The organism is Bacteroidota bacterium (genome assembly GCA_016183775.1).
GTDB lineage: Bacteria > Bacteroidota > Bacteroidia > JABDFU01 > JABDFU01 > JABDFU01.
In genome coordinates, this window is sequence record JACPDY010000137.1 from 14,441 (window position 1) to 28,662 (window position 14,222).

The 14,222-nt window shown below is 37.8% G+C and carries 12 protein-coding genes; 4 read left to right on the plus strand and 8 right to left on the minus strand.

The annotated features are described in order from the left end of the window. Positions 1-22: 22 nt before the first annotated feature. From HYU69_15730 to HYU69_15740, 3 genes are all read left to right on the plus strand, one after another. Positions 23-1,327: a serine hydrolase gene (locus HYU69_15730; GenBank protein ID MBI2271791.1), complete on the plus strand. Its 1,305-nt coding sequence runs from the start codon at positions 23-25 to the stop codon at positions 1,325-1,327. A 109-nt stretch (positions 1,328-1,436) separates the two neighbouring features. Next, positions 1,437-1,922, plus strand: coding sequence for a hypothetical protein (locus HYU69_15735; protein ID MBI2271792.1), 486 nt, complete (start codon positions 1,437-1,439; stop codon positions 1,920-1,922). Positions 1,923-2,010: 88 nt separating this feature from the next. Then, positions 2,011-2,346 (plus strand): MerR family transcriptional regulator, encoded by a 336-nt coding sequence (locus tag HYU69_15740; GenBank protein ID MBI2271793.1) that lies wholly within the window; start codon positions 2,011-2,013, stop codon positions 2,344-2,346. A gap of 41 nt (positions 2,347-2,387) precedes the next feature. On the opposite strand, the gene HYU69_15745 is transcribed toward HYU69_15740, so the two are convergent. Next, positions 2,388-3,932 carry a hypothetical protein gene (locus HYU69_15745; GenBank protein ID MBI2271794.1) on the minus strand — a complete coding sequence of 515 codons (1,545 nt, stop codon included), beginning with the start codon at positions 3,930-3,932 and terminating at the stop codon, positions 2,388-2,390. Between the two features lie 466 nt (positions 3,933-4,398). Here HYU69_15745 and HYU69_15750 point away from each other — a divergent pair, with 466 nt between their 5' ends. Beyond that, positions 4,399-7,695, plus strand: coding sequence for a hypothetical protein (locus HYU69_15750; protein MBI2271795.1), 3,297 nt, complete (start codon positions 4,399-4,401; stop codon positions 7,693-7,695). 290 nt (positions 7,696-7,985) lie between these two features. Here HYU69_15750 and HYU69_15755 read toward each other — a convergent pair whose 3' ends face one another. From HYU69_15755 to phbB, 7 genes are all read right to left on the minus strand, one after another. Further along, entirely contained in the window at positions 7,986-9,428 is a 1,443-nt protein-coding gene (locus HYU69_15755) for an IS66 family transposase (GenBank protein ID MBI2271796.1), read from the minus strand. A 53-nt stretch (positions 9,429-9,481) separates the two neighbouring features. Next, positions 9,482-9,784 (minus strand): IS66 family insertion sequence element accessory protein TnpB, encoded by a 303-nt coding sequence (tnpB, locus tag HYU69_15760; protein ID MBI2271797.1) that lies wholly within the window; start codon positions 9,782-9,784, stop codon positions 9,482-9,484. 57 nt (positions 9,785-9,841) lie between these two features. Next, complete coding sequence (locus HYU69_15765) at positions 9,842-10,171, minus strand: transposase (GenBank protein MBI2271798.1); 330 nt, start codon at positions 10,169-10,171, stop codon at positions 9,842-9,844. Between the two features lie 299 nt (positions 10,172-10,470). Further along, on the minus strand, positions 10,471-10,692 hold the full coding sequence (locus HYU69_15770; protein ID MBI2271799.1) for a hypothetical protein: 222 nt from the start codon (positions 10,690-10,692) through the stop codon (positions 10,471-10,473). A gap of 220 nt (positions 10,693-10,912) precedes the next feature. Beyond that, on the minus strand, positions 10,913-11,686 hold the full coding sequence (locus HYU69_15775; protein ID MBI2271800.1) for a 3-hydroxybutyrate dehydrogenase: 774 nt from the start codon (positions 11,684-11,686) through the stop codon (positions 10,913-10,915). A gap of 286 nt (positions 11,687-11,972) precedes the next feature. After that, entirely contained in the window at positions 11,973-12,767 is a 795-nt protein-coding gene (locus HYU69_15780) for an alpha/beta hydrolase (GenBank protein MBI2271801.1), read from the minus strand. A gap of 74 nt (positions 12,768-12,841) precedes the next feature. After that, complete coding sequence (phbB, locus tag HYU69_15785) at positions 12,842-13,609, minus strand: acetoacetyl-CoA reductase (protein ID MBI2271802.1); 768 nt, start codon at positions 13,607-13,609, stop codon at positions 12,842-12,844. Positions 13,610-14,222: the final 613 nt, after the last annotated feature.

Consider the following 14,222-nt stretch of genomic DNA (forward strand, 5'->3'; position numbering starts at 1 on the left):
AAAACAGTCATTTAGCCCATCCATGTCGGTAAAAAAAAATCTTGTTTCGTTGGTCATTTTAACAGTTTTTAGTAGTTGTTTGTTCGCGCAGCTGCCAAAAATAATCAACACACAACAAGTTCCCGGAATTTCAAAAAATGACACGGGGCTTGTTTATGGTATTCTAAAATCAAATCCGGCATATTTTAAAGAAATTCTCAATAATCCTGCCGGTTACGGGGTGCAGGTTATTTATACGCAAATTGATCGTGATTCGCTTAATATACCTTCCTTAAAGCGCTATTATTACGGACCTGTAAACAGGGAATTCTTCTATCCCGCCAGCCTTGTTAAGCTGCCATGTTCGTTATTGGCGATCGAAAAAATAAATTCGTTAAATGACAAAGGGCTTACTTTAAACACCGTAATGCTGACAGATAGCACCAATGCATGCCAGAAGAAAGTTTACATTGATCCCACCGCAGTAAATGACAAACCTTCGGTGGCGAATTATCTGAAACGTATGTTATTGGTAAGCGACAATGAAGCGTATAATAGGATCTATGAATTCCTTGGACAGGAATATATTCACAACACACTGAACTCAAAAGGCTATAGTTCAACCCGTATCCTTAACAGGTTTGATGCGGATTGCAGCCTGGAGCTGAACAGGTTTACCAACCGGGTTTCTTTTTTCGATTCAACGGGGAAGCTGCTATATATAAAGGATGCGCAAGAGAATAAGATGAAATATGATCCTCCTTTGGGACAGGTTAAAAAGGGAAGGGGCTATTTAGACAGGAATGATAAGTATGTGAATGGCCCCAAAGATTTTACCTATTCAAATTATCTATCGTTAAGTGATGTGAATGAGATGCTTCAGTCTGTAATTTTTCCGGGTTCTGTTAATGAAAAAAAGCGTTTTGAATTGACAGAATCCGACCGCATGCTTTTACTTAAAAACATGTCCATGTATCCGCGTGAGTCAGCCGGCCCCTTATACAACAAAGAAAAATACTTCGACAGCTTTAAAAAGTATTTTATTTATGGAAGAAATAATAAATCGCGGGTCAGTTCGGATACTTTGCGGATATTTAATGTAGTTGGCCAGTCGTATGGCTATCTGAGCGATTGTGCATATATAGTCGATTACAAAAATAAAATTGAATTTATGCTGTCGGCCGTTATTTATGTGAATAAAGATGGAGTTATAAACGACAATAAATATGAATACAAAGAGATCGGATTCCCTTTTTTACTTGATCTGAGTAAGGCTATTTACACATTTGAAAAGGGCAGGATGCGGCAGTATGAACCCCGGCTGGATGAATTGAAAATTACTCGTTAATTTGAATGATGATTTGTTGAGATAATAATGGTAAAAAGCACGCATAATATTATGAAATTCACGAAAATAGTATTTGCTTTGTTCTCAAATTTAAAACAATAATAAATAAATGAAAAAATCGATAAGCACTTTATTCACATTGGCTATAGCCACCGTGATATTTATGAGTTGCGGAGGCAACAAGACCAAAGAAATGCTTGCCAGGAAATGGCAGATCTCTGAATTTAAAGTGGATGGAATGGATGAGCAAATGGCCCAGATGAAAGCTGCTGCCGATACCACTAAGGATTCCACAATGAAGTCCCAATATGTTCAGCAGGTTAAAATGGTTGAATCGTATATGGAAGAAATGAAAAAGAGTACCCTTGATTATAAAAATGATGGAACTTTTGAAGCCAACATGTCTGTTATGGGTCAAACACAAAATGTAAAAGGCACTTGGACTTTATCAGAAGATGGTAAGCAAGTAGTTATTGTAGATGACAAGCAAAAGGCGGATACCATGAATGTTGATGAGATCAGCGCTGATAAATTTGTAAGCAGTGGCGTAAGCGGAGGAAAGAAATCTACATTTATTTTAGTGCCGGCGCAGTAAAGAGAGTTGTCAGTTGTTGGTTGTCAGTTGTCAGTGGGTGGTTAAACCTAACAACCGACAACCGACAACCAATAACATTCATCCAACCATGCCATACAAAGAAAAGGAAACTCAAAAACTGTATTACTCCATCGGCGAAGTGGCCGAACAATTCAAGGTAAATCCTTCCCTTATTCGCTTTTGGGAAAAGGAATTTGATATTATTAAACCCCAGAAGAATAAAAAAGGTAATCGCCTTTTTACCCAGGCCGATGTGGATAATTTTTATATTATATTTCACCTGGTGAAGGAAAGAGGCTATACTTTACAGGGAGCAAAAGAAAAGCTGAAGCTGAACTTTAAGGAAGTTACATCCGGTGCAGAGGTGGTTAAAACGCTTACCGGCATCAAACGGTTTTTACTCGATATAAAGGCAAATTTGTGATCCGTACTTCTCCCTTCGTTTTCATCCTCAACTAACAATGATTAACGAATATCTTGCATTGATTTTCTTTTCATAACCTCGGCAAAAGTTTTTCGTTCAATTTTGCTATCGAGCCAATAGCTGAAGTCGAAGAGCGAATTTGTATCAAGATATAACGAGGATCTTTTTGATAATTTGGAAAGTTCCCTTTTCCAGGATGAAAAGATCTGTCCTTCTTCCTTTTTGTCAGTCGGCCTTGATAATTTGCGTTCAAAATAATTTAAAATAAGTTTATCGTACTCTGAGTATTTACCGCTTTTTACCAGGTAGCGATGTGTCGATCTTGCCATGTAATTCAACACTTCGTAATTACCAAGCTCATAGTGTATCATCATTAAAAAAATATTGAGGCTGGCCAGGTTCCTTTTGTTTACGAATATTTTGTCACTACTAATTTTGTTGGCAAAATAAAGTGCCCTGCGATGATCACCTGAAAGAAAGTAGGCATAGATCAGATTGGAATAAAGCATAATATTCGAATATTGGCTTCTCTCTAGGTGTCCGCCTGTTTTTTGCATATAATCCCAGGCTTCGATCGCTTTATTGGCATTGAATTCCATTAGCTGAACGAGAATATAATTATTTATTATGGAAGAGATCAACGCACGTGACTCCCTGTTTCTTTTTTTTAGTGGGAGGTGTTGGACGAAATGCAGAAACTTTAAAAAGTAATGTTCTATTTTTCCGATGGCACCTGTTTTTGCCAGGGTAATGATCATGTAGTTTATGGCATTCAGGTAATAGCTGCTTCTTTCATATAGTTTTGTCTTGTCGGATTCTATATGTGCGATCCATTTTTTTTGCTTAATGCAATCGTTTTTTGTCCACGTTTTTCGAATTGATAAAAGAATATTACGGATCAGGTGGTAGTAGTGCTGACAAATAAATGAACGGTCTTTAGCGCCGGATATCATAAGGGGATGCCTTATGAATTTAATTAAGCGCATGTCATTTTTTTTCAGGGGATCAGTTTTGGCGGATAAAGCAAAGGGCATTATCCTGAACAGTAACTCTCTGTATTGCATACTTATTTTAACAGATTCCAACTGTTCGCTGTCTTTTACTGCTTCATTCCTGACATAAGTTTTTGCTTTGTCGGGTTGTGGATCTGCAATTAAGTTCAGATAATCCAGTTTATTAAGACTTAGCAGGTATTCGTAGTTTTCTGAACTGGCAACCAGTTTTCGTGCCTTTTTCAGGTGTTGTCCCGATTGATGTAAAAGGCCCTTGTTGTGTAAGATACGGCTGCGCTGTAATTCTCTTTCAATGATCGATTCGGTATCATCATCACGATGGAATGCCTCAAGGCTTCGTAGAATAACCTCGAAAATATATGTTTTCCATTTTTTCAGGTTTGGTAAAATGGGATGATTTTTTAATTGCTGTACGATCAACGCTTCGTTATAACTTTCCTGGTTGTCGATCAGGTCAAATAGTTTCATGTAACTTTTTTCTCCGCTGCCAATTACACTTAGTTTGAAGTGCCTTTTTTCATTGGGAGTGAGCGATCTTATCAGCTTAAAAAGCTCGTCTGAGGGAGTTTTCATTATTATGGGTGAGATGTGTAAGCGTTAGCTATTTTGAAAAGTTGGCGACAATCAAATGTACTTTTTTGTCTCAAAAATTCAAAATCGGACTTTGGACTTTTGGAACATTTTATACTTGACTAATACGTTTTTATAGCTGAACTTTACTGTAGATCGAAAATTATATTGAATGGATGGGTGATTGCAGTGTGAATATTGGCCTTACTTAAGAAAAACTTTTGGTTTTGAAACACTTTAAGTGCAAATCTGCAAATCAAAAGTTTAAATGTGATTCCCGTTTTAGAGGTTGTTTAAAATTTATCCCTGCATTTTGCTATGGCGCCTTTTTTCCTCATACTTCGTTACTTTTTTCGGCGAGAGGTCGTTGAGCTATTGCCTGTAAAAGTGCCTTGTCTGAAAAAAAATGTTTTTAGAAACTGAAAGTCTTGCATTGAAAGTGCATAGTTTCAACTAACGAATGAGACCAATGAATAGTAGCAGAAAAAGATTATCAGCAATTATTGTTATAATTGCCAGCCTGCATTTCAGTGAAAATGTATTGGCACAATTGATGGAAACGAATAGACATTCCGCTTCGGGAAATTTAGCGAAAACAGATAATTCTAAGCTTAAAGAAAATGCAAAACAATGGGTACATAATCAGCCCATAACTTTCCTTGAGAACAAGGGACAGATGATGGATCTGGATGGAAATACTGTGCCATTTGTATTGTTTAAGGCTTCAGCTCCGGGTGTGGAAGTGTTTGTTACAGAAAAAGGTCTTACGTACAACTTTATAAAGGTAGAAAAAAAAGATGCAGAGAATTCTTCTTTGAAGGCATTGCCGAAAAAGGAGGAGGAAATAAAAATTGATTGGGCCCGTGTTGATATGGACTTAAAAGGTGGAGATATAAAAAGGGAGAATATTGTTAAAGAAGGTGCCTCTGGCTGGGGAAATTATTATTATTTGGAACATTGTCCTCTGGGAATAAAGGAGGTACACGCTTTTGAAAAAATTACAATAAAAGATATTTATCCTGGAATTGATTGGATTTTATATAATTCGAATAAAGACGGATTCAAATATGATTTTATAGTACATCCGGGAGCGGACCCTAATCAGATAACATTACTCTACAGATCAAAAAAAGAACTACAAATTAATGCGGATGGCAATATCATTATTAATACGTCAAACGGAAACCTTACAGAAAACGCTCCGGTATGCTTTATGCAAGAAAACAGGGAAAATGTCAATGCAAAATTTATTAAAATATCGGCTCAATCAAAGTCTCTTATAGAAACAGAAATCGGATTTCAACTTGATAACTATAGTAATACTCAAACCCTTATCATTGATCCACAATTAGTATGGGCAACGTATGTCGGTGGGGCCGGAGGAAATTCCGCCGATGGTTTTATCGATATACGAATTGATATGGCTGGTAATATATACATAGGAGGAGTAATATCTTCCACAAATTTTCCTGCAAAGAAATCAGCCGGTGGATATTTTGATGGTACTCTTGCCGGGAAGTGGGACGGATGGATAGTTAAATTCAACAGCACCGGAGCAATTTTATGGGCAACTTACCTTGGAGGGTCAGGAGATGATGGTGTTTTTGGCATTGACCTTGATAGCTCAGATAATATTTGCGTTACCGGGTGGACCACATCTTCAGCTGGTTTTCCGATTTTAAGTTTGGCAGGGGCATATAATCAATCTGTTTTCAGCGGCCCTAATGCAGCCTTTGTTGCAAAATTTAACCCTTCAACATCTATGATATGGTCTACTTTTTTGGGAGGAAATAGTACAATTTTAGGCAGTTTCATGAGCGGATATAGTGTCGAAGCAGACAAATTAGGTAACATATTCGTAATTGGTACTACTTCAGGTACACTTCCAACTGTGGACCCTGGTGCTGGTGCATATTACCAACCTGCAAATTTCAAAAATGATGCATTTATAGCGAAGTTTAATTCGTCCTGTTTATTGGTATGGTCAACATATTTCGGAGGCAATAATAATGAACAATATGGGCCTCAGTTGGCTGCCGACAGGGGTTGTAGAAGTTTAACAATTGATAAACTGGGTAATATATATATAACAGGAGCTACCCGGTCCGATATGGGTTTTCCCTTAAAAGATCCTGGTAGTGGTGCTTTTTTTCAGAATGTATTTACTCCTGGTAAATTTTTTGGGATGACTGGTTTTATTGCCAAATTCAATAATTCAGGAGTACTTTTATGGTCCACTTATTTTCCTGGTTCTGTACCACGTACAGTTACAACAGATTCTTATGGAAATGTATATATAGCAGGTCAATCCGAATCGGGTTTACCAACGAAGGATCCAGGTGGCGGAGCTTATTATCAAGGTACTGGCCCAAATGGTCTTGATGGGTTTATTTCAAAGTTTAATTCTTCGGGGGTACTTAAATGGTCAACATATTACACATATTGTCAATTCAATGGAATTACATATGATAATAATTGTACTATCTATATAACCGGAGAAACGGCGATGACCAGATCTTCGCAAGTGTCTTGGCCTGCATATGATCCGGGTTGTTCCTATTTTGCATATCCGCCTAATGATTGGAGTCAAATAATACTTGCGTTTGATACCATAGGCGTTCGTAAATGGGCTACCGCCTATAATTCAAGCACAAGTACAGATTTTGGCACCAGTTTAGTTACCGATAAAATGGGTTGCGCTTTATATGTTGTTGGCGAAATGTGGGGTTCGGGTGGCCAAACTGTTAATCAAGGTTCAGGAGCTTATTATCAGGCGAATAATGCCAGTGGTGGCACGGTTGCGGATGATGCTTTCATACTAAAATTTACCCCTACACCAATAATATTATCTCCTGCATTTGTCAATCCTGACGTATGCATTTGCAATGGTACAGCTACGGTTAATGTTACTTGCGGTATGCCCCCGTATAATTATACTTGGAGCAATGGAATTCAAACGGTAAATACCATTAGCACCAACAACACTATTACGGGCCTTTGCCAGGGGACATACACTGTTACTGTTTCAAGTTCCGGATGTCCAACATGTATTCCTTCCAAAGCTGTATCAATTACCCTTACATCAGCAAATTGCGATGGCCCTGTTATTAGTGTCAACAGCGCATCCGTATGTCCAGGCCAATGCACCATCTTAATCTCCAATAGCATCGGAGGTACCAGTCCTTATACTTACTTCTGGAGTACTGGCGCCACAACACAGAATATAAATCCTTGTCCTGTAACAACTACAACTTATACGGTAATTATAAAAGATGCTGGAGGGAATACATCCACTTCCACAGCTGTAGTAACAGTTAATCCTGCTGTAAGTATAATAACAACTGCTACTAATGTAAGTTGTAATGGAGGGAATAATGGTTCAGTAACTGCAGTTGCAGGAGGCAGTCCTGCATTTAGCTATAATTGGAGTAATGGCGGAACCACATCTCAGATCTCAAATCTCACATCTCAGATCTATTCTGTAACTGTAACAGATAGTAAAGGCTGCACAGCCATCTCAACCGCATCAATAATTTCACCGCCGCCATTAAGCGGGCAATTTGCTAAAGGTACTTCTGCCTGTGCAGGCTGCGGTTGTAAAGAATGGGTATTGGTAAATGCCACAGGTGGTACAAGCCCATATAGTTACTCGTGGCCTGATGGATACATTAAAAGATATAAGAATCAGCTTTGTCCGGGCATTTACATTGTAAATATTAAAGACAAAAATGGCTGCAGTGTGAATATTGGCCTTAATACACCTTAATCATTGTATCATTGCATTAATAAAGTGCTGAATTGATAAAAACACTTTACATAGATCAGATCTACAGAGCAAAAAAGCTAACTCTTCTTATCTCAATTGTGTTATGCATTGGCCCAACCCTTGCACAACGCAACTTTGAAGAAGTTAATCTTCAATGTAGGAATTACAGTATCCCTCTTGTAAACTCCCTATTGCGAGGCTAAGAAAACTTATTTACACAGATTTTTTTGAAGGGAGTAATTCGTGAAGTCTGTTCACTTTATAATCAGGCAGGATTTGTAAAATATTTTTTAGCCAAGTGTTGGGTTTTTTAGCCAAGTGTTGGGTTCGATATTGTTGTGTTTGCAACTTGCAAGCAAAGAGTAAACCATACCGGCACGTTTTGCAGCCTGGTGCGAGCCTGCAAATAAATAATTTTTTCTTCCAAATGCGACCGGACGGATAGCGTTTTCCACAAGGTTGTTATCAATTTCAAGTTCTCCGCTTTGAGTGTAGCGGTAAAGTTTTGTCCAGCGTGCTACCATATACAAAATGGCTTTGCCGATTAAACCCTTTGGTGTTACCTGATTAAAGTTACCCTTTAGCCAATGTTGCAGTTCACTCAGTACAGGTAACGCCTTTACCTGACGCAAGTGATGCCGTTGTTCATAAGTATAACTTTCCTCTCTTGCCTGCCGTTCTATCTCATAGAGCTGCTGGATTTTTACAAGAGCAAATTCCGCTCTTGTTTTGTCGTTGTCCAGCGCTTCATCAAACATACGCCGTGCATGAGCCCAACAGTTGACATGAGTTATACTGTCTCTCTTATCAAAATCATCATACACACCATACCCATCGGTTTGCAAAAAACCTAAAAAATCTTTGAGCATTTCTGATGGTCCTTCACGGCCACGGCCTTCACGGTAATCAAACAAAACTAAACGCTTGTGCGGAGAATGATACACCCAATAATACCCACGGTGTGTAGTTCCCTTCTTTGAAGGATCAAGTACTTTTATCGGAGTTTCATCGGCCTGTAAATATGTTTCACTGAGTACTTGTTTTTTTAATTCATCATACAAGGGCTCTATCAACCTGCAACAGGCCTGCACCCAGGATGAAAAAGTAGAATCATCTAATTTCACCCCCATGCGTTCGTAACGCTTCATTTGCCGGTAGAGCGGTAAATGATCTAAATATTTATCTGTAAGTATTGTTGCTAAAAATCCCGGTCCAGGAATGCCTTTATCTATGGGGCGTGAATGAAGCGATCCCACAAGTATTCCATCACCATCCGCTTTTACATATTTTGGACGGATGTATTTCTTTACAACAAAATGTGCGGGTTCCAGTTCCAGTTCTTCGGTTATTTCTTCGCCAATCTTTTTTAATCCTGTTACATCTTCTTTGGGTTCGATCACAATTTCCACTCTTGGCAGATGGGCAGGTATTGCCGTTCTTCCGGTTGATACAACTTTATTTTGTTTCGCCTTGCGGCGGATGTAAGATATCTTTTGCGTTTTATCCGATGCTGTTTCTTTATCCGATGGAAGATCAAAATCAATTACAACCTGCTGTGGATTTTCGGATGGAACAAACCGTTCACTTTTGCTGCCGTAAATTAGTTTTTTGATCTGAGTTAATTGTTCCTGAAGCTGGGTAATGGTAAGATCTTTTTCGCTTAGTTCTTCTTTGCTGGCAATTAATTCTGTAATGAGTTCTTCTTTAGAAGTATTTTTATACGTTTTAACCACGAAACAAATATACGCCTGAAAGCATTGATTTTATTGAACATTTATCACTATTTTCAAACAGCTTTTTGTTCATATCGCTTCCTTTTTTTTATTGATAAAAGCGAGATGCCTTCCAAGATCAACAGCAGTTGTTGAGCGGAAATTTCAGCATGCGTTGATTCAGCTTTTATCTGAGGAAGTTCGTATGTGCCTTTTTCCAATCGCTTATAAAAAACCGCAAAGCCATCGCCTTGCCAATGCAATAGCTTAATCCGGTTTTTGGGGCGATTGAAAAATATGTACACCGATCCGCTTAAAGGATTTTGCAAAAACTCATTGTGTACTAATCCACATAAACCATCAAAGCCTTTGCGCATGTCGGCAGCCTTGCGGTAAATGTAAAACTGATGGGATTTGCTTAAGCTGATGACCACTCAGCGCAAAATGTTTTTTAGAAAAATGGCCGGAACCGATGAGTAAACAGTCAATTGATTGCCATTTGAAAAATTTATTTCTGCAAACACTGTCCCTATCCGTGCTTGCTTCACTTTCAAGGGCACAAAGGCCGATGGACTTACCGTCACTTTTTTGGGGTGTTGATTGCTTCGCTTTTTCCAACTGCAAAAGGCGTAATAGCCCAAATTATGCTCCTGGCAAAATGTTTTTGTGCTTTGCCCGCTTGATTGCCATTGATCCAGGAAGGATTGGATTTCCTCTGCGGTGTAACGTTTCCGGATTTTTCTTGCGGTGATGGTGTTTTCCATAGCTTATTATTTTGCTACGAAATTTTTTTTTATACGCTGTTAAGTGCAAGATGTACTTTGAAAGGGGGTTACTGAAAACATGTGGGAGATTTTCAAAAGAAAATTTACCAACAAACTTCATAGGACTCTGGATGAAGTGAGTGACTTCATTACAGTTGAGCTAAACAAGATCACCGAACAAAGTGTCAGGAAAATTTGTGGATTTGGCTATGTTTTTTCAAACATTAATTGGACTAATTAATATTTATAATTAGTATTACCATCAATTTCATATCCACCGATGGCTCGTTTATCGGACTTCACCTCTTCAACATCTGCGGTATCGCTCCGACAAGGATAAGAATCATAAAATCCATTACCTGATGCAGCAGCATCTGAAAAACAGTTTTCCTTTTTTTGTCCTCAATCTGGCTTTTCCCATGCCCCTCCAGTTGTTGCGAAACCGTTGCATTATCAATGCCTGATGGAGTTGTGTTTAATGCCTCTGTTATTTCAGAAAGTGGAAGTAAGTACCAGTTCATTTTATCAAAATGGTGAATAATATCATCAAATATAAATTAGCCGATTGCGCATCCCCCTGGCATAATATCAATTGGTATTTCCAGCCTATCACACAAGCAATTTTAAAATGCAATTGGCATAATAGCCGTTAACTCGGGGGATTGGGGTAAATTTAGTTATTTGTATAATTACAATTATCAGTTACAAATTTAAACCTGACCAGGGATTAGCGACCTAACATTATTGTGCAGCCCATCCACCATCAATTGGAATAGCCGTGCCAGTGATCATCGAGGCATTGTCGGAAGCTAAAAACAATGCTAATGCCCCTATCGAATCACTGCGTACAAATTCTTTGATAGCATGTTTTCCCAACATGATTTTTTGCATTACTTCCTTTTCAGAAAGGTCATGTGCTAATACCTGCTCTGCAATTTGTTTTTCCACCAAAGGTGTTTTAACATAACCGGGGCAAATAGCGTTTGCCGTTATTCCAACTACTGCGCCTTCCAATGCTAATACTTTCGTTAATCCTACCAGACCGTGTTTAGAAGCTACGTATGCAGATTTGTATTCAGAAGCAACTATTCCATGGGCGGATGAAACGTTAATAATTCTTCCCCATTTTTTTTCTTTCATTCCCGGCCAGACTTCTTTAGCTGCACAAAATGCAGCAGTTAAATTAACGCTTATAATATCATTCCATTTTTCCAGCGGAAAATTCTCTATGGGTGATACATGCTGAATGCCCGCGTTATTCACCAGTACATCTATATGTCCATATTTACCTAAAGCTTTTTTGATCATTAACGTGATTTCAGCAGGATTAAGCAGGTTGGCTGGTGAATAGAAGATGTCAACATCACACTCTTTTCCTATTGCAGTGGCGATTTCCTGTCCTTCTTTTTCCAATCCGTTAAAAACAATATTGTATCCTGCTTTAGCAAATTCCCGGGCAATACCTAATCCAATGCCGCTGGTACTTCCGGTTATTAAAGATGTTTTACTTTTCATTCGTATATATAATTTATTCTTATTGATTCTCAAATGGCTTTTCATGTCCAAAGGCTTGGCATCTTCCTTATCAGCCGAATTATTTCATCTATTAGAGTTTATACCGATTAAGTAACAATTACTTGTTTAATAAAAACATAAAGTTCATGAACGCCTTTATTTTATTGACATATAGGATTTGCTGGCACAATAAATCCTGAAAAAACATTCGCATATTGTTGAAATATATTGATAATCAAATGATTAGTTAACTAAAAACTCTAATCGGGATAAACTCTATTATATTTCAAATAAATCCTGTTATTAGTTTTATTGTTTGGTGAGTTGCTTCCAGGTTGAGTGTATGCCCGGCTCCACCAATAATCTCGAACCGGCTTCCCGGGATGGAATCAGCCACGGCTTTTCCCATGTGTACAAGCAGTAACATATCTTTTTCTCCATGAATAATGATTGTAGGATTTTTTATCGCTTTTAATTTTTCGCGATAGTCGGCTCTTTGTTGGGTTGCTTGCATTAATTTTTTCAATGCCTCCGGATCCTTATTCATAGCTTGCCTCATAGTTCTAAGCGTATCAATAGGAATGAGCGGATGTTCAAAATAGTTTTCACCTAACACCATGGGAAGCATAACATCGAACATAAGTGCATATCCTCCGCTATCAAGTGTTTTCTGCCAGGCCAATTCAACGGCTTCATAATAAGGTGTTTTATGCGCAAATGTGGAAAGCAATATCAGCTTGTCTACTTTTTCAGGATAATTCAATGCAAAATGTTGTGCCACCAAACTTCCGTAAGATATTCCAATCAAGCTTATTTTATTAATATTTAATGAATTGATTAATCCGAATATATCGGCAGCGTGTTGATCAAAATTTCGTACATCACCTTGCTTATCGGATTGCCCCTGAAAAATAAAATCACATAAAATCAGTTGATATTCATTCACAAAAGCAGGAACTATGAGATTCCACGCAATGGTAGATTGGGAGATACCATTCAGAAAAATTAAATATTTATTGGATTTTTTGTTGCCAATTAATTCATAATAAATACGCTGGTTATCGAAAGTTTTATAGTGCATTTTATTAATTTGATAATTTGAAGATGTACTAATTTGATGATGAACTTATTTGATTGTCAAATTTTTACATCAGTTTAGAACATGTGTAACCCCCCATTGATGGCAATGTTTGAACCCGTTATATAACGTGCATCATGGGAAGCTAAATAAGCAACAGCGGCAGCAACCTCTTCGGGAGTACCTAATCGGCCTTGCGGTACCTGAGCAATAATTTTATCGCGTATATCTTCCTTAATTGCCATTACCATAGCAGTGCCAATGTATCCGGGAGAAACCGTATTTACGGTAATTCCTTTTTTAGCGACTTCCAAAGCCAATGATTTTGAGAAACCGTACATACCTGCTTTTGTTGCGGCATAATTACTTTGTCCAAACTGACCTTTTTGTCCGTTGACAGAAGAAATACTGATTATACGACCCCATCCTTTTGCTATCATTCCTTCAATCACAAGGCGCGTGCAAATAAATACACTATTAAGATTAGTGTCAATGACTTCATACCATTGCTGAGGTGTCATTTTATGAAGAGCTGAATCTCTTGTTATACCTGCGTTGTTTACCAAAACATCTACCGCTCCTATTTCTTCGGTTATCTGCTTCATCATTTTTTCGGCAGATTTAAAGTTGGAAATATCTCCTTCCACCACTTTCATCTCAAAGCCCATTTTAAGCTGATCATCTCTCCATTTCTTTGCTTCTTCACGCCATTTCATGGCTTTAGTAAAATCTCTGTAATTTGCAACTACGGTATATCCATCTTTATATAATCTTTCGCAGATAGCAGTACCCATTCCACCTGTACCGCCTGTAACCAGTGCAATTTTGTTATTTTTCTTTCTCATAAAAAATTTATTAAGTAAAACGAATATAGTAACAAGAAATTTTGAATTGGGTATAACTTATCAATTTAGTTGCACCTTCTTCTGCGTAGCAGGGCATTGATTAGTCCGTAAGAACAGAACACACAGCAACTCCTGTCCTTTGCGAACATTATTTTATTACAAAACCGACAATTCAAAGCCGTTTTTCTTCCCATTGAAGGCATAGTTGCTCTTTGCTCCACTTTATAATACGGGCATTTTAGCATAGTTTCAAAAATTAGATTTTTAGAATTGTTAGAGTTATATTCATATATACGTATGGTCAAAGGCTCCACACCTTAAGTGGATAGAGTTCCTTTTACGTTTTTAGCCCTTTCAATAAAATTAACAATATCTTCTGCGATTCTTAACTTTTCAAATTCAGCATCCTGAATTGTAATATTAAATTTTTTTCCGATATCACTAACTATCTGCGAACAATCAAGAGAATCTGCTCCTTAATCATTTATAAGATTTACATCTAAAGGAAATTTTTTGTTTTTTGTTTTCCATGAGTGTTAAGTTACCTCATCTCTTAATCACCTCTCTCCTACTACAAAAGCTCAGGATAAATTTCTGAGAGGGGCAGTGGGCG